The sequence below is a fragment of the Chryseobacterium joostei genome (assembly GCF_003815775.1).
GTDB lineage: Bacteria > Bacteroidota > Bacteroidia > Flavobacteriales > Weeksellaceae > Chryseobacterium > Chryseobacterium joostei.
In genome coordinates, this window is sequence record NZ_CP033926.1 from 2,659,735 (window position 1) to 2,676,210 (window position 16,476).

A 16,476-nucleotide genomic window follows, 5' to 3' on the forward strand; every position below is an offset into this window, starting at 1 on the left:
TTCAAAAATACAAATCCATTTATTACCAAAACTTGGCAAATGATAATAAAAATTAATTAGATTTGTACATTCTTAAAAATTATTCTTATGAAAAAAATAATCTCTACAATTTTTCTATTTGGAGTTTTAGCATCTGCCAATATGCTGTCAGCTCAGAGAATGACTCAGGATAAAATGAAATCCATCCATTCTGATGATATTGCAACATTTAAAAAGCAGTTTACACCGGGGGATTATAATAAGTGTTTCTTGGTAGGAAACGAATATTTCTCTCCACTTGGCTTCAGTGCCTTATCTGGGAAAAACATCATTATAGCTTTTCTATTAGATAATAAAGTAAATGTTAATAAAAAATGCCAAAACCAAACACCACTTGAATTGGCAGAGTTAGGAAAAAATCCTGAGACTATAAAATTAATAACTGCCAGAGGTGGTAACAGAGATTAAAAAATCAAAAAACAATATTCAAAAACTTCCGAAAGGGAGTTTTTTTTATTTATAAAACCTGTAAAAATCTTATCTTTGCCAACGAAAAAAAAGGTTCTAAGCTGAACCTTAAACATTGAACTTTAAACAAATAATTATGTTTCGATCGCACACAAACGGAGAACTATCTCTGAAAAATCTGAATGAAGAAGTTACACTATCAGGATGGGTACAGACTATCCGTGATAAAGGATTTATGATTTGGGTAGATCTTCGAGATCGTTACGGAATTACCCAATTGGTTCTTGACCAGGACCGTTCTTCGGCTCAATTGATGGAAGAAGCTAAAAAATTGGGGCGTGAATTTGTAATTCAGGCTACCGGAAAAGTCATTGAAAGAGTAAGTAAAAACCCTAATATTCCAACAGGAGAAATTGAAATTTTAGTTGAGAAACTAACAATTCTTAACGATTCGCAGCTTCCTCCATTTACCATTGAAGATGAAACTGACGGTGGTGAGGAATTAAGAATGAAATACCGTTACCTGGATATCAGAAGAAATCCGGTAAAAGATAAATTGATTTTCCGTCACAAAATGGCTCAGAAAGTAAGAAATTATTTATCTGATGAAGGTTTCATTGAAGTAGAAACTCCTGTTTTAATCAAGTCTACTCCAGAAGGAGCAAGAGACTTTGTTGTGCCAAGCAGAATGAATCCGGGACAGTTTTATGCTTTACCACAGTCTCCACAAACTTTCAAGCAGCTTTTGATGGTAGGTGGAATGGATAAGTATTTCCAGATTGTAAAGTGTTTCCGTGATGAGGACTTAAGAGCAGACAGACAGCCGGAGTTTACACAAATCGACTGCGAAATGGCTTTTGTAGAGCAGGAAGATGTAATGAATGTTTTCGAGGGAATGACTAAAACTCTTATCAAAGATATCACAGGTCAGGAATTCGGAGATTTCCCAAGAATGACTTTCGCGGATGCGATGAGAAAATATGGAAATGACAAGCCGGATATCCGTTTCGGGATGGAGTTTGTAGAGCTTAATGAACTTGTAAAAGGAAAAGACTTTAAAATATTTGATGAAGCAGAACTGGTTGTAGGAATCAATGTAGAAGGATGTGCAGAATATACAAGAAAGCAGATTGATGAGCTTGTAGACTGGGTAAAACGTCCTCAGGTTGGAGCTTCAGGAATGGTTTGGGCAAAATTCCAGAATGATGGAGTAAAAACCTCATCTGTTAACAAGTTCTATAATGAAGAAGACCTTTCTAAGATCATTGAGAAATTTGGAGCAAAAGAAGGTGACTTAATGTTGATTCTTTCAGGAAACGAAAATAAGGTAAGAGCCCAGCTTTCTGCATTGAGAATGGAGCTTGGAAACCGTTTGGGATTAAGAAAAGGAAATGTGTTTGCCCCACTTTGGGTAGTTGATTTCCCTCTATTGGAATGGGATGAAGATACTGAAAGATACCACGCAATGCACCACCCTTTCACTTCTCCAAAACCGGAAGATATTCACTTATTGGAAACAGATCCCGGTAAAGCAAGAGCGAACGCTTATGATATGGTACTGAACGGAAACGAAATTGGAGGTGGATCTATAAGAATTTTTGACAGAGACCTACAGTCTAAAATGTTTGATTTATTAGGATTCACAAAAGAAGAAGCTGAGGCTCAGTTTGGATTCCTAATGAATGCATTTAAGTACGGAGCACCGCCACATGGTGGTTTGGCATTCGGTTTTGACCGTTTAGTGGCGATCCTTGATGGAAATGAAGTGATCAGAGATTATATTGCATTCCCTAAGAATAACTCAGGTCGTGATGTAATGATCGACGCGCCGGCTTCTATCGCTGATGCACAGCTCGATGAACTTGAACTGAAATTGAATTTAAAAGCATAAATTTAAAGCGGGGTATTTGCCCCGCTTTTTTTATATCTAAATAGAAAATTCAACAGATGAATAAATCCGAGGAAAAGATAAACAATCCGCTTCCTAAAAATAAAAAATGGACACCATGGAAATTGGCAATCTTTATCATTTGGTTGGTTGGTCTGCTTTGCTTTTATCACGGAATTGGTTATTCAAAATATGAAAGTAGCTTAGACTTTAAAGCAGGCTATTTTGTAATCGGAATTCTTATTCTGGCCCCTATTTACTATTATATTTATTCAATTATTGAAAGTGAGAAAGGATTTCCTCTTGAAAATTTTAATAAAGAAATTGTTATTCAAGATATAAAACGTCACAAAATCACTGAAAATGTAGATTTGAGTCGCTGTATGATAGAAAACTATGTTTTTGGAGTTGGTAAAGATCAGAATGGCTATGCCAATATTTTCTATAATAAAGAAGGTATTGAGTTTGTAAAATCCAAAATTACCATTGAATATATTAAAGACAAATCATTAATAACGCTCACAGCTTTTACAAATATTGATAAGACGAAATTAAACGAAATTCTTCAGCAATATACCTCAACAAAAGTTCACTTTGACAAATACATTCCTACCAACTATTATCTTGATCTTGAATTTTTGGAAGACTGGGAAAAACAAAATGAAAGCGGGAAGTAACTCCCGCTTTTATACTTATAGAAAATTATTTCATTTTCAGTATCTGTTCTCTTCCCGGACCTGTAGAAAGATAGGTCACAGGAATTTCCAATTCTTCTTCCAGAAATGAAAGAAAATCCATTAGTTCCTGTGGAAGAGCAGTTGGTTCTTCAATAATTGAAAAATCTGCATCCCATCCATTCATCCATTTTAAGATGGGCTTGGCAGTTTCTGGAAGTATTCCGGAAACAGACTGAATGGTTCCGTCCTCCAGTTCATAGTGTGTACAAACCGCTACAGACTTCAATCCACTTAAAACATCAGCCTTAGTTAGTACTAACTGTGTAACACCATTGATCATCACTGCATATTTTAAAGCAGGCAGATCCAGCCAGCCAATTCTTCTGGGACGTCCTGTATTGGAACCAAATTCATTCCCTTTTATTCTGATTTCATTTCCTAGCTCATCAAAAAGTTCCGTTGGAAATACACCGTTACCTACTCTGGTACAATAGGCTTTTGCAATACCAAAGATCTCACCTATTTTTTTCGGTGATACACCTAATCCGCTGCAAGCCCCTGCAGCTATTGTTGAAGAAGAGGTTACATGAGGGTAGGTACCATGATCAATATCCAGCATTGCTGCCTGGGAACCTTCACCCAATATTGTTTTACCATCAGACAAAGCTTTGTTTAAAACAATTTCTGTTTCCGTAATATTGAATTGCTTTAGAAATTCTACCGCTTCAAAAAATTCGTTAGTAATAGCTTCTAGAGACGGCAGTTCTCTATTTCCTCCGGCAATAAATCTGTATTCCCTTTCCATTACCTGTTCTACCCTACTTTTAAAATCCGGGGAAAATAGATCTCCAACTCTTAGATTTTGTCTTAAAATTTTATTTGAATAAGCCTGTGCAATACCATTTTTTGTTGTCCCAATCGTTGTATACTCCGGGCTTTCCTCCATGAAAATATCCAGAAGCTTATGGGTAGGCAGTACAAAATGTGCTTTTCTAGAAATGATTATATTTTTTTCCGGCTGAATAGTTCCGTCAAATACCTTAAGATTTAAAATTTCCTTTTTAAAGCTTACAGGATCAAGAACAGTTCCTGTACCGATAACATTCAGAACATTTTTCATAAAAATTCCTGAGGGAATCATTTTAAGCGTAATTCTCTGCCCATTTCGTTCTATACTATGTCCAGCATTGGAACCACCATTAAAACGTGCTGTAATGTCATAGTTTTCACTGATCAAATCAATAAACTTTCCCTTTCCTTCATCACCCCACTGCAATCCTAATACGATATCCATATATTTAAATTTTATGATGCAAAGCTATGGAGGTTTAAAAGGGAGGCCATTGTCATTTGGCAAAAAGGGCTAATTTGTATAATATAGGATATAAAAAGTACTTATTATTGATATTTATGAACAATTAAAGCACACTGCTACTGAATGCTTAAAGACCAACTTTATGGATAATGGTGAAATTTGCGGATCTAAATTACCCTTATGATTCTATAGAATGTTTCTTCTGATTCGGCTTAACGAAGATGGAGTAACCCCCAGATAAGAAGCCAGCATAGATTGTGGAACCCTGTTGGCAAGGCCTGGATAATGATTGAGAAAATGAGTATAACGGGCTTTTGCATCCTGATTAAGCATGATGCTTGCCACCTTAAGCTTATTCTCTGTTACAAAACCATGAATTCTTGCAAATAAAACAGGCCAGATGGTAATCTTCTCTTCAAGGGTTTTAAAATGCCTTAAATCAATAACAAGGAGTACCGCATCCGTAATGGCTTCAATATATTCGTGGGCAGGCAGCTGATCGGTAAATCCTTGAAAATCTCCGATAAATCTTCCCTCATAAATAAAGTAACGGGTAAAATCATCCCCCTGCTTATTATAATACAAAGACCGAAAGACCCCTTCCTTCACAAAAGCAATCTTCTGACTTACTTTTCCTGCTTCAACAAAAACTTCTCCTTTACGTACAGAAACCTCCTGAATACCCTCAGCAATGAGTAGCTCATCCTGCTCATTCAGCAGACCAAATTTCTTGATGTAATTAAAAAGTTCTTCCATAGTTTTCACCCATAATTGCGGAAATATAAAGGTATAAAAGTGAACTGTAAAAACAATTGTCATTTGACAACAAAGTCTTTTATTTATGAAAGAAAAATCCTGCATTAATAATAATGCAGGATTTTTCTATTATTTGAAATTAAAGTTATATCGACTGTTTATTATAAACATGAACATCTCTTTGTGGAAATGGAATTCCAATTCCCGCTTTATCAAGAGCATCTTTACAATCAATGATAAGCTCTTCATTCATTTTCCAAAAGTTTTCTGTAGAAGAACTAACCCTTATTGATAAATTAATTGCACTATCACCAAGCGTTGTTACCACTACCTGTGGTGCAGGATCTGTAAGAGCATGTTGATTATTCTTAATGACTCCCATTAATATATCTTTGGTCTTCTTAAGATCAGCATCATAAGCAACTCCGATGTCTAATGCTGTTCTTCGGGTACCTAGCTGAGTAAAATTAGTAATACTATTGTTTGAAACCACTCCATTAGGAATAACAATTAAGTGATTTTGCGGTGTAACCAACTTCGTATGAAAAATATCTATCGCCTGTACTGTTCCTGAAACACCAGAATTTGTAGAGATAAAGTCTCCTATTTTAAATGGCTTTAATAATAATATAAGAATTCCTCCAGCAAAATTAGTCAAAGATCCCTGTAATGCTAGACCTACTGCTAAACCTGCCGCACCAATCATGGCAACAAACGCTGAGGTTTGTACTCCTAATTGAGTTACTACAACAATGAAAAGCAAAATATTAAGAGCCCAATTGATAATATTTAAAAGAAAATGCTGTAATGAAGCTTCCATATTACGTTTCTTGAAACCTTTTGCGGCAAGCTTCTTAATCATTCTTATCATCCAGGAGCCAATCAGGTAAATCAGTAATGCAGAAACTACTGCCGTAAAAATTCTTGGTGCCCACGAAATTGCTGAAGTAATTAGGGTATCCCAATGCTGCTGAATGTTATTCAATTTTAAATCGTCCATTTTATATACTACTTATTTTTGTATTAGCTTGTCATCTATTAATTCTTTTGGCAAAAAGGATTTTAAAATGAAATTGAACAAAAACACAATCTGTTTTTAAAAGAAAATTTAACCTTAACCTTTAGAGTTAAAGTCAATAGTATTTTATAACTGAAAATAGATTGATAGCAGAACAGATTGTTTCCGCTTTACTAATGATCATTTTAGAAATTTCTTGCCGGGAAGAAATAATTTGACTTCTATAATAACAAAAAAAATACCGAAGTATCTTTTTCAGAGATTAAAATCTTTTATTTATTAAAAAAGCCAACAATTTTTTCTAATTCGAAACATATAAATAGAAATGGGGAATAGCTGTTTTTTAATTGCAAAAATATGATTTCTCATCCTTTTGACTAAGGAAGTTTTGCGGCTAGACTTTCCGGTAAAAGCCTAAGAATATGATAAATTATTTTCCATTTAAAATTTGGAACGATAGTGAAAGAATTTCCGGCATTAACGATAAATTTTGCCACATAGTCCGGCTCCATTATCAAGGATTCATTCAGTTCCAATCCCTCATTAATCTTTGTTCTGATATAGCCTATAACCAAGGCATTAACCGCTATTTTACGGGAAGCTAATTCCTGTCTTAAACCTGCCAGATATTGTGTAAAAGCAGCTTTTGTACTTCCGTAAACAAAATTACTTTTGCGCCCTCTCACTCCTGATAATGAAGACAACCCGATGATTCTTTCCAGATTGCTGTTGTTTTTATCCATTGCAATAATGCTCAGGATAGAAACTCCACCCATATAATTGACTTCCATCATTTGCTTTGCCCCTTTAAAATCAGTCAGTGCTTTTTGATTATCAACCAAGAAACCGGCAGCATATACAACGATATGAGGCTTTACGGAAAGTTCTGAATAAAATTTCTGATGAGAATCAAAATCGGCGGCATCAAAATAAAAAACTGAACACTTAGATGGATTCAAATTATTGGCCTGAATAAAATCTTCAAGGGATTTTGTATTTCTGGAAGCAGCCATCACCGAAAAGCCTTTTTCAAGATATTGCTTGATACATTGCTTCGCCACGTCTGAATTAGCACCAAGGATAAGAACAGTTTTGTTTGTGTTTTGATTCATAAGGCAAAGATAATTTCTTTTTTAAAAGTATGGGGTATAAAAAAGCTGCGGCGGGTGAACTTCGTTCACCCGCCGCAGCTGGTATTTTTCAAACTGAATTATTTACTTTCTTCAGTTGTAGTAACAGTTTCTTTTTTATCAGCAGTTTTTGCTTTATCTCCAAAACGAGTTTCTGTCATTTCTCTGGAAACAGCTGCTTTCTCGAATTTCAGTTTTCCTGATAATGTTTCGATTACAAAACCATCATCCTGAACCTGAGCAATTCTTCCGTGAAGACCAGATGTAAGAACTACTCTTGTTCCTACCTTAAGGTTTTCCTGAAAGTTTTTTTCCTGCTTCTGTTTTTTCATCTGAGGTCTTATCATCAGGAAGTAAAACCCAACAAACATCACACCCATCATAATCAGCATCATTGGTGAAGATCCTTGTGCCTGTAAAAATAATGTCAACATATTATTATGGTTGAATGTTCGCAGTGAACGTTAATTTAATTGGTGCTTTTTCTACGTTTGCAAAAACATCTGCATACTTTTGAACGTTTCCGTCAAAGTTTGAAGAGTCAAAATGCAAAGTAATTTTTCCTTTTTTACCAGGCATGATTGGTTCTTTTGTGAAGTCAGGAGCAGTACATCCACATCCAGGCTTTACTTCAGAAATAACCAAAGGATTTTTTCCTGTGTTGGTAACTTCATATACGTGCTCTACTTTATCTCCTTTTTTGATCTTTCCAAAATCGAAGTTGCTTTCAGATAAAGCAATAGAAGTAGATGGCTCGTTAGAAACCGGTGCAGCAGCTTCACTTGCAATAGGAGCAGCAGCAGTTGCAGAATCTGTAATTACTGGAGCTCCGGCAGTTGCAGAGTCAGCAACGATAGTTTCAGGGCTTTGAGTTTCTTTGTTTTCTTTTTTACATGAAACTAAACCAAAGCCTATAATTGACAAGGCGATAATTGATAACGTCTTTTTCATTTTATATTCTATTTTGATCTTTACAATATTTATCTAAAATACCATTAATGAAGATATTTGAACGGTCGGTTGCAAATACTTTAGCAATCTCGATATATTCATTAATAATAACTCTTGAAGGGGTTAACGCAAAGTTATCAAGTTCTGCAATTGCAGTAGACAAAATTACTTTATCCATTAGAGAAACTCTTTCCAGGTCCCAGTTTTCTAATCTCTCGCCAAGCTTTTTCTCGTTGTTTTCCCAGTTATTCAGGGTATCTCTCAATAGCTTGCCGGCGAAAGTTTTATCCTCTTCATCTTTAATCATCTTGATTAAAGTTCTGCTTTCTTCATCTTCTCTTAGGAACCCGATTGTCTTTTGTACCATTGAGTTGGCAATGTGAATATCATCATACCAAGAAAGTTCCTTATCCCCAAGATAATCATGAAAATCATCATTTTCAGCAATATATCTTAAGAATAATTTCCCGATAAATTTTTGGTCTTCTTCAAAGGAGAATCCTTCTTCTTTCATGAAATCCTGATAACGTTTTCCCGCAGTAATTCTTTGGAAAGTCTTTACCAATAAATCATCATGCATATCCCATTTCAGCTGCTTGTGCTGACCTGTGAAGAACAATCTTTCTGGATTTTCTTCCAGTTTAAGCAATACTTGGTTATTGATGAATTTTTGGTTAGGGTTGATGTCTGAATCAGTTTTCAGATACTTGTTTTTCCCAATTTCGATCTGATGTTCCGCTAAATCTTTAAGTCCTACTAAAAAATTAAGCTGATAGATATAGAGATAATAGATTTTCTCTATTCCAGCGAACATGTTTTTCTCTAAAACATCAAATTTCACAGGATTCTGATAGTATGAATACACTGTCTGTACTACTTTTTCACGGATTTGTCGTCTTCCTAACATTCAAAGAGCTTTTTTATGACTGCAAAGATACAAAATTTAAAATTGATTGAATTCGTAGTCTGACTACATTTTTGTAAATTTGTAAAACTATATGAAAGCGCTAAAAACCTTAAACCCCTATTTTTGGAAGCACAAAATACTATTGTTTTGGGGGGTATTATTTATTATTGCCAGTAATTTTTTCAATATATATAAAGTTCAGTTTGTAGGGAAATCTGTAGACGAGCTTACTAAAAACGGGAATCTTGGCTTCAACCACCAGGTTTTAATTTATGTTGGAATCATTGTGGGCTGTTCACTTTTAACAGGATTCTTCACCTTTATGATGAGGCAAACCATCATTGTGGCTTCCAGAAGAATTGAATATGAACTTAAGAATAAAATCTACAGACATTATCAGGATTTGTCCTTAACGGATTATAAGCAAACAACCATTGGAGACTTAATGAACAGGTTAAGTGAAGATGTTGTAGCGGTAAGAATGTATCTAGGTCCTGGGGTAATGTATGTTGCCAACCTGATCGTTCTTGTTGTGATTACAGCCATTTATATGGTGAAAACAGATGCTTCCATGACTTTATGGACCTTGCTTCCTCTTCCTATTTTATCCTATGCTATTTATAAGGTAAGTTCAATTATCAATAAAAAATCGAAGGTAATGCAGAAGAGCCAGTCTGCTATTTCAACTTTTGTACAGGATAGTTTTTCGGGGATTCGTGTTGTAAAGTTCTTCGCAAGGGAAAAATACATTCAAAAAAATTACGGGATCAAGGTAACTGATTATCAAAACAAGGCATTGGATCTTGCTAAAACTGAAGCCTATTTCTTTACTATTATTTTATTTGTAATTGGATTATTGAATGTTGCCGTTATCTGGATTGGAGGAACAAAATATATTGCCGGAGAATTAAGCATCGGTAAAATTGCTGATTTCTTCATGTATATTAATACCTTGATTTTCCCATTCTCTATGGTGGGTTGGGTAACTTCAGTCAATCAAAGGGCTGAGGCTTCCATGCAAAGGATTAATGAATTCATGGATAAAGAATCGGAAATTGTTAATACGAATTTCGAGAATTATCCTATCAAAGGAGATATTGAATTCAAAAATGTATCGTATGTGTATCCTAATACAGGAATCAAGGCACTTGATAATTTAAGCTTTACCATTAAAGCCGGTAAATCATTGGCCATCATGGGTAAAACAGGAAGCGGAAAATCTACCATTGCACTCCTTTTATGCAGGCTGATAGATCCTACTGAAGGAGAAATCTTGATTGACGGTAAAAATCTGAAAGACCACAATCTGACTAATTACAGGAACTTCATTGGATATATTCCTCAGGAGAGTTATTTATTCTCAGATTCCATTGAAAACAATATAGGTTTTGCAATTGATCATCCATCTCATGAAAAGGTGGTAGAGTATTCCCAGATTGCGGATGTACACAAAAATATTGTTGAGTTTAAGGAACAATATAAAACACTTGTTGGTGAACGTGGAGTGATGCTTTCGGGAGGACAAAAGCAAAGAATTTGTATAGCCAGAGCATTAATAAAGGACCCAAATATCATTATTTTTGATGATTCTTTATCCGCTTTAGATACGGAAACAGAGCAGAATATTCTTGAAAATATTGATAAAAAAATTGGTAATGCGACATCCATAATTATCACACACAGAGAGTCTAGCGCTCAAAAAGCAGATCAAATCATCAATCTGACGGAAATTGCCAATTCTGTAACCGCTTAGCTGTTTCGTTCTCAATTGTTAAATAAATCATAAAAAAAATTTTGTGATTAAAAGAATTCTTTTATATTTGTTCTTAACAAGATTAAAAAATATCTAACAATGAGTGAATACAAGGAACGCCATGAAAATGAGATTTTCACGAAGGTGTTAAAAGCAGGGAGAAGAACTTATTTCTTTGATGTGCGCGAGACGAAAGCAGGAGATTATTATCTTACAATCACTGAGAGTAAGAAAAATTTCGGAGAGAATGGGGAAGCTACATTCGAGAAGCATAAAATTTACCTTTACAAGGAAGATTTTAAGAGTTTTCAGGAGATGTTTAATGAGTCCACAGATTTCATCATTAATGAAAAGGGTGAGGATGTAATTTCAGAAAAACATGACAAAGACTTCAAAAGCAAATCTTACACAATAGATTCTGACGACGAAGTTTAAAAAAAGAATATCTAAAAACACAAGCATCTGAAAAAGGTGCTTTTTTTATGCCTTGAAAACAAGATATTCACTCTTTATTTAAAAACATAAAAAAGGTGTGCTTTTCAGGAAAGCACACCTTTTTATTTTATACATATTCCCGCTTTATCTGCGAAAGTATGGTTGGGTCTTGTATTTCATTATCCTTAGCCAGTAATAAGACCTTGGATATTACTTCTGCTGACTTCGGATCGTCATCCGCAAAAGGTAAGAACAGCCTACCCCTATGTTGGGAATGAACCGGTAGTATAGAAAGATACCTACCCGGAACCTGATGTACAACAGCACTTCCCAAATGCACACTATATTCTGCTATCTGCCCTTTTACAAGTACATGTGAGCCATCAATCCTTACATTATCCAGCTTAAATAAACGTGCTGTTTCTTTCATTAGTACTGCCCTCATTTCAATAGAAGAATGGCTTGCTTCAGGATCTACATCTCCTACATGAGCTACTGAAACAACCAGATCTACATCTCTCATAACCTCTGAAAACAACCTTGGATTGATCTCTTCAAAAGGTATATTTTTGTAATCCTTTAATGAATGGAATTCTATTGTTTCCAAAGTTGGGCTTTCAACATCCGCTGGAGAGAACCAGTCTGCCATTGCATATAGCTTAACCTGAAAACCTTCTTTATGATACACTTTCTGTAATCCGTCTTCGTAATCTACTTTCCAGCCTCTTGTTTTAAGCAGTGCCAAAGTTTGTTTTGGCTGAATCTGATGTCCTGCATAACGACGTGAAATAGATTTTTCTTTTAATTCATCCGGCGTTGGAACATACAATTCTCTGAATATTTGCTTAAATGGCTGTACAAGCTTTTCTTTAAAACAATAATGTTGATAATCACTCCAAACAGAATGCTGATGCAGATCTACACAATGAGCAATACGCAGGGTACTTTCTTCACTCAATTCCTGAATTTCACCATGAGCATTTACCAAACCTCCATCATGAAAGAATCCTATTTTCTGGTCATTGGAAATAAATACAAGTTTTTCCAGATGCTTTACAATAACGGGATGCTCAAAAAGGGTCTTGATTTCTTTTAAAAGGAATTCATCACCTCTTATCATAGCTTCCTCCAGTCCTTTTCGGGAACGGGTCCATTGCTCACGCATGATCTTACGGTTATTACCCAACTCCACAACTGCTTTATCTTTCTTAATCTTTGGCGGAATAGATTTTAGTTGTTTATCATCCCTGAATACGACCAATTCAGCTTTTCCATTATCTTCTATAATTAAACCTACTGTAACCCCATCAATGGTAATCTGGGTATCTTTTGATAATAGGGACTGAATTTGTTTGGTTTCCATTGCCCAGGTTAATCTGATAGGATCGGGATATCCTGCATTTCTGGCAAGGTTTTCTAGTGCAACACGAATAGCCAAAGCCTCACTTGTTTGCTTCATGGAGCCAAACTCCTTACTTTCTTTCTTGAATTGCTGAATATATTCATATCGGCTCAGAACATCTTTCTCCGGATTGGCTTTACTTAAAGGGACAAGTCCGTACACACGAAGATAATCCTGATCACGCTTATCCTTTACTTTTGCTGTTACCTCTTTTATTTTTAAGCTTCCTGCCAATGTATCGGAATAAAGTCTTGCTCTTCTGTGCCCATTTCCATCTGATATATATTTCGCAGACTCATAAAGCATTTCCCAACGGGTTTTACCAAGTTCTTTATAGGCTTTGGTAAACCAGTCTTTATCTACCGCACCGTCTTTAAATTCCTGAATATCTACGGATGAATATTTAGCAACTTCGCTTTCCAGTTTTGCATTTTGGGCTTCATAGGCACCGGTTTTAGTATGGGCATGCATCCACCAGATCGCTGAATCTAATCCTTTCCAACCTAAATAATTGCTTATAAACTGCTGCCATTGCGGTGCATACACTGCAGCCTGTATTAAACGAAGTTCTGTAATCTTTTCTTTTTTTATAATCTCATCAAATGATTTCTGAGTATCACTTTCTAAAGGATAGCAGTTAGAAATAAGCCAGGAGAAAAGTTTTTGCTTGGTCATGCTTTCATTTCCATAACTGTATATATAATTGGCATATAATCCGGACTTACCTAATCCTTTCAAGATCTGAACGAACCGATGGGTTCCATATATAGATCTAAACTGTTGTACAAAATGTGAAACCGAAGTATTAGCGTCTCCACGAATCAGCTCTATATCCAGAAACTTATCCTGAATTTCTTCAATCATAGGCTTCAGGAAAGGAAACAATTCTAAATATTTCTCATTATTATAATTAGATTTAATTGCTGTAAGGTCACTTATAGCTGAATCAGCAGTCAAAATTCCCTCAAACAGCTCTTCCTTTGTAATAAGCTTTAGTTCATATGCTTTACAGAAGAAATAGAAGTTAGGAACAGACTTTTTAATGTTTTCCGGCAAACCGCTATACTGCATCCATCGGTACAAATTCCATTGTTTAATGTGCTGTTCATCTGTAAGGTTCTTCATAGGAATAACCCGTAAAAAAACATTAAAAAAATCCAATTGCTGCCAGCCATTTCCTTGGTCTCGGTAATAATAATCTCCGCTATCTTTTCCCTTATAGTTAATAACATCTTCAGGAAGATTGGCAAATAGTGTGCTACAAGCGTCTATTGCAAAATCGACCACTTCCTCGAAGACGAATTTATATTTTAATGAACTCAAAATCCTCATAATTGGGTTCTCCCAATAATAAGTTCCTTTTGTCGGGTTAGGAATAATCTCTTTATGATAGAATACATACTCTTCCAGAAAGTTTCTAAAGACTTTTCGGTCGCAACTTTCAGCAAATGTCAACAAAAATAAATCTCTAGGTAGCATTCCTGAGTCTTTAAACCATTGTTCCCATACTTCATGCAAAGGATAGTTTTCAGCTAACTGCTGAGGAGTAAACCCTTCTGTATTTCGCTTTATCTCCCTGAAAGTATTTCCCATTAATACTTTGGCAACAGAATTATCCCACTCCCCTGACTCGTATTCATGGTCTTTATGCTGCAGGAATAAATCATTGAGTTTTTTTAATTCTTCTTTTATCTTGGCAATGGATATTGTAAAACCATACTTATTATTTTTAGTTGCTTGTATATAAATTGAATCTGCCTCTACTGTTGGTAATGCAAACTTTGAAATTACGGAAGGATCATAAAATCCGAATCCATTTTCAGCGGAAAGTATGGTTGGGTCTCCTGATGGATTAATCTGCTCAAGCAAGCCTTTTTCTCTTTCTGAAATTTTTGATCTTTCAGAATATTGCTGTGTCCAACGGATAATCTGAGAAGACACTCTTTTTCCTTGTTGAAGCTGAAGCATAATATCCAAAGATGCAGCTCTCTGTTCCACATCGCCTTTAGTCATTAATTCTTCAACCAATGGTGTCACTACGTCATCTTCTTGCTCTGTAACAAGTTCTATAAGCTTCTTACGGAGTACACCACCTTTTCTTTTAAACATATCAAAGAAAATCATAATCTCATCTTTGTTTAAAGGATTTTGAAGCAAAATATTAATTCCTGAAGCAATCAAAGCTTCTCCCCTGTCTTTTATAATTTTAAAAGCAAATTCCTTTTGAAAAGGGGTTACTTCTTTTTTCTTCTTTCCTAGTCCGTAGGAAAATGAATAGCAATAAAATTCACCTAAAATATTCCGGGTTAGTAATTCACGTAACGCAAGATCAAACTGATCAAAGTAAGACAAAACTATATCCAGCTTATTGCTGTCTTCTCCTACAAGATAAAACATGGAAGCATACAAATCACTCTTCTTGAATGTCACATTAAGCCATGAGAATATTTTTCCCTCAAATTTCTTTTCTTTTACCTCTATTTTCTGCGTCAGCTCGTGAATTTTTTCAAAGAAGTCCGGATAATCTGCATTACTGATAAAGAATTTAGAATTCGTATTGGACGCTAATAATTCAGACATTTGGCTTCCTGCAAATGCCAGTACCTCCAAGTTTCCCTCCAACACAGCCTTATAATACAAAGGCATTTGAATGTAAGGATCATCGGTTTCTGTGGCAAATTTTATCGCAAGACATTTTTTCTCTACACTTCCTTTGTCAAATAGGTAGTGTAAGTAAGGAACAGTTTTATCCACATCCCATACCCCCTGTACCCAAAGAGCCATATAGATTTCATTATTATTCTTACTTGTAATAGCATCAGGAACAAGTTCCGGACTACTGAAGTATGTATGAGCCAGTGATACAATATTATTTACTACTGATTCTTTTTCTGATTCCCAGCCCAATCCGGTCCAGGTATCTATAGAACGTACAACAGATGAAAAACGGGTAAGTTTATGTTCCACAATTACATTGGTCATATATTCCAAAGCTCCTATACTGGTTTCATCCAGAGCTTCCAATATAGTTTGTCTTAGACCCTCTTGTCGCTGTGCCGCCAGTAAAAGTTTTCCCACCAATTCCCAGCAATGTTTCTTTTCACTGTTGAGTAAAGCTTTAATAATGTTTCTGGAAACCTTTCCCTCCGTATGTTTATTAAAAATAATATCTTCAATTAATTGATAAATGGTTGTATTACCCGTATCAATTGCCGCTGACCAAACATAGAACTGACTTGAATTATTTGACACCTCATTCTCATATATAATCTGCTCTTCCAATGATAAATCATAATTCTGATCATGACTATCATAGGAATAAACATTTGGGGCCCGAACCAGTTCTCTCATCAGGTTAGCCTGATTCATCAGTATATATCTTTCATTATGAGGAGCACGAAACGAACGACGGAAATAACTCGTCTGATACATTTTGTAAGGCATCCTGTTCCATGCATATTTTACCAGATCAGCATTCTCTCCAAAGTAGTAAACCAAGAGTTTATAGTAATCCGCATCTTCCCAAATATCAGGTTTTATATAATTTTTCAGTTTCTCTGCTTCTTTTGAACCCAGGGTCATTGCCTGATAATAGTTGGTCTTACCCATTAAGAATAAACCTAATTCTGCTACTTCTTTCTTAAGCATGGGTTTATCCGGAAAAACCTCTGTAGACAACCCTTTTTCAGCTTGCTCTAACAGATCTTTTCTTAGTTTTTCGTAATAATTCTTGATTAATTTTTTCGATTCTAATTTTTTTGTGATTTCCATGTATGGTATTACTTAATATAATTTGA

13 protein-coding genes are annotated in these 16,476 nt (G+C 35.3%); 5 read left to right on the forward strand and 8 right to left on the reverse strand.

The annotated features are described in order from the left end of the window. Window positions 1–87: 87 nt before the first annotated feature. From EG359_RS12130 to EG359_RS12140, 3 genes are all read left to right on the forward strand, one after another. Window positions 88–447 carry an ankyrin repeat domain-containing protein gene (locus tag EG359_RS12130; protein ID WP_076355034.1) on the forward strand — a complete coding sequence of 120 codons (360 nt, stop codon included), beginning with the start codon at window positions 88–90 and terminating at the stop codon, window positions 445–447. 136 nt (window positions 448–583) lie between these two features. Then, the gene (gene aspS, locus EG359_RS12135) at window positions 584–2,338 is read left to right on the forward strand and encodes an aspartate--tRNA ligase (RefSeq protein ID WP_076355036.1); all 1,755 of its coding nucleotides are present in this window, start codon (window positions 584–586) and stop codon (window positions 2,336–2,338) included. 56 nt (window positions 2,339–2,394) lie between these two features. Then, a complete protein-coding gene (locus tag EG359_RS12140) occupies window positions 2,395–3,012 on the forward strand; it encodes a hypothetical protein (RefSeq protein WP_076355038.1) in 618 nt (205 codons plus the stop codon). A gap of 25 nt (window positions 3,013–3,037) precedes the next feature. On the opposite strand, the gene EG359_RS12145 is transcribed toward EG359_RS12140, so the two are convergent. From EG359_RS12145 to EG359_RS12175, 7 genes are all read right to left on the reverse strand, one after another. Further along, window positions 3,038–4,306, reverse strand: coding sequence for an adenylosuccinate synthase (locus tag EG359_RS12145; RefSeq protein WP_076355040.1), 1,269 nt, complete (start codon window positions 4,304–4,306; stop codon window positions 3,038–3,040). 207 nt (window positions 4,307–4,513) lie between these two features. Further along, window positions 4,514–5,083 carry a Crp/Fnr family transcriptional regulator gene (locus tag EG359_RS12150; RefSeq protein WP_076355282.1) on the reverse strand — a complete coding sequence of 190 codons (570 nt, stop codon included), beginning with the start codon at window positions 5,081–5,083 and terminating at the stop codon, window positions 4,514–4,516. Window positions 5,084–5,228: 145 nt separating this feature from the next. Then, window positions 5,229–6,083, reverse strand: coding sequence for a mechanosensitive ion channel family protein (locus tag EG359_RS12155; protein WP_076355042.1), 855 nt, complete (start codon window positions 6,081–6,083; stop codon window positions 5,229–5,231). 395 nt (window positions 6,084–6,478) lie between these two features. Then, the gene (locus tag EG359_RS12160) at window positions 6,479–7,213 is read right to left on the reverse strand and encodes an SDR family NAD(P)-dependent oxidoreductase (RefSeq protein ID WP_076355044.1); all 735 of its coding nucleotides are present in this window, start codon (window positions 7,211–7,213) and stop codon (window positions 6,479–6,481) included. Window positions 7,214–7,311: 98 nt separating this feature from the next. Further along, window positions 7,312–7,665: a preprotein translocase subunit YajC gene (gene yajC, locus EG359_RS12165; RefSeq protein ID WP_076355046.1), complete on the reverse strand. Its 354-nt coding sequence runs from the start codon at window positions 7,663–7,665 to the stop codon at window positions 7,312–7,314. A 4-nt stretch (window positions 7,666–7,669) separates the two neighbouring features. Next, window positions 7,670–8,182 (reverse strand): DUF1573 domain-containing protein, encoded by a 513-nt coding sequence (locus EG359_RS12170; protein WP_076355048.1) that lies wholly within the window; start codon window positions 8,180–8,182, stop codon window positions 7,670–7,672. A gap of 1 nt (window position 8,183) precedes the next feature. Beyond that, complete coding sequence (locus tag EG359_RS12175) at window positions 8,184–9,089, reverse strand: transcription antitermination protein NusB (protein ID WP_076355050.1); 906 nt, start codon at window positions 9,087–9,089, stop codon at window positions 8,184–8,186. A 91-nt stretch (window positions 9,090–9,180) separates the two neighbouring features. Between EG359_RS12175 and EG359_RS12180 the strand changes: the two genes are divergently transcribed. Both EG359_RS12180 and EG359_RS12185 read left to right on the forward strand, forming a co-directional pair. Then, the gene (locus EG359_RS12180; protein WP_076355052.1) at window positions 9,181–10,842 is read left to right on the forward strand and encodes an ABC transporter ATP-binding protein; all 1,662 of its coding nucleotides are present in this window, start codon (window positions 9,181–9,183) and stop codon (window positions 10,840–10,842) included. A 99-nt stretch (window positions 10,843–10,941) separates the two neighbouring features. Beyond that, window positions 10,942–11,277 carry a DUF3276 family protein gene (locus EG359_RS12185; RefSeq protein WP_034679055.1) on the forward strand — a complete coding sequence of 112 codons (336 nt, stop codon included), beginning with the start codon at window positions 10,942–10,944 and terminating at the stop codon, window positions 11,275–11,277. A 127-nt stretch (window positions 11,278–11,404) separates the two neighbouring features. Here the strand turns inward: EG359_RS12185 and EG359_RS12190 are convergent, their stop codons facing one another. Then, window positions 11,405–16,450: a DUF4132 domain-containing protein gene (locus tag EG359_RS12190; protein WP_076355054.1), complete on the reverse strand. Its 5,046-nt coding sequence runs from the start codon at window positions 16,448–16,450 to the stop codon at window positions 11,405–11,407. Between the last annotated feature and the right edge of the window lie 26 nt (window positions 16,451–16,476).

What these genes read in the sequence shown, in the direction of transcription:
- EG359_RS12130 (WP_076355034.1), top strand. Translation starts at nt 88, where the DNA reads ATGAAAAAAATAATCTCTACAATTTTTCTATTTGGAGTTTTAGCATCT.
- aspS (WP_076355036.1), top strand. Translation starts at nt 584, where the DNA reads ATGTTTCGATCGCACACAAACGGAGAACTATCTCTGAAAAATCTGAAT.
- EG359_RS12140 (WP_076355038.1), top strand. Translation starts at nt 2,395, where the DNA reads ATGAATAAATCCGAGGAAAAGATAAACAATCCGCTTCCTAAAAATAAA.
- EG359_RS12145 (WP_076355040.1), bottom strand. Translation starts at nt 4,306, where the DNA reads ATGGATATCGTATTAGGATTGCAGTGGGGTGATGAAGGAAAGGGAAAG.
- EG359_RS12150 (WP_076355282.1), bottom strand. Translation starts at nt 5,083, where the DNA reads ATGGAAGAACTTTTTAATTACATCAAGAAATTTGGTCTGCTGAATGAG.
- EG359_RS12155 (WP_076355042.1), bottom strand. Translation starts at nt 6,083, where the DNA reads ATGGACGATTTAAAATTGAATAACATTCAGCAGCATTGGGATACCCTA.
- EG359_RS12160 (WP_076355044.1), bottom strand. Translation starts at nt 7,213, where the DNA reads ATGAATCAAAACACAAACAAAACTGTTCTTATCCTTGGTGCTAATTCA.
- yajC (WP_076355046.1), bottom strand. Translation starts at nt 7,665, where the DNA reads ATGTTGACATTATTTTTACAGGCACAAGGATCTTCACCAATGATGCTG.
- EG359_RS12170 (WP_076355048.1), bottom strand. Translation starts at nt 8,182, where the DNA reads ATGAAAAAGACGTTATCAATTATCGCCTTGTCAATTATAGGCTTTGGT.
- EG359_RS12175 (WP_076355050.1), bottom strand. Translation starts at nt 9,089, where the DNA reads ATGTTAGGAAGACGACAAATCCGTGAAAAAGTAGTACAGACAGTGTAT.
- EG359_RS12180 (WP_076355052.1), top strand. Translation starts at nt 9,181, where the DNA reads ATGAAAGCGCTAAAAACCTTAAACCCCTATTTTTGGAAGCACAAAATA.
- EG359_RS12185 (WP_034679055.1), top strand. Translation starts at nt 10,942, where the DNA reads ATGAGTGAATACAAGGAACGCCATGAAAATGAGATTTTCACGAAGGTG.
- EG359_RS12190 (WP_076355054.1), bottom strand. Translation starts at nt 16,450, where the DNA reads ATGGAAATCACAAAAAAATTAGAATCGAAAAAATTAATCAAGAATTAT.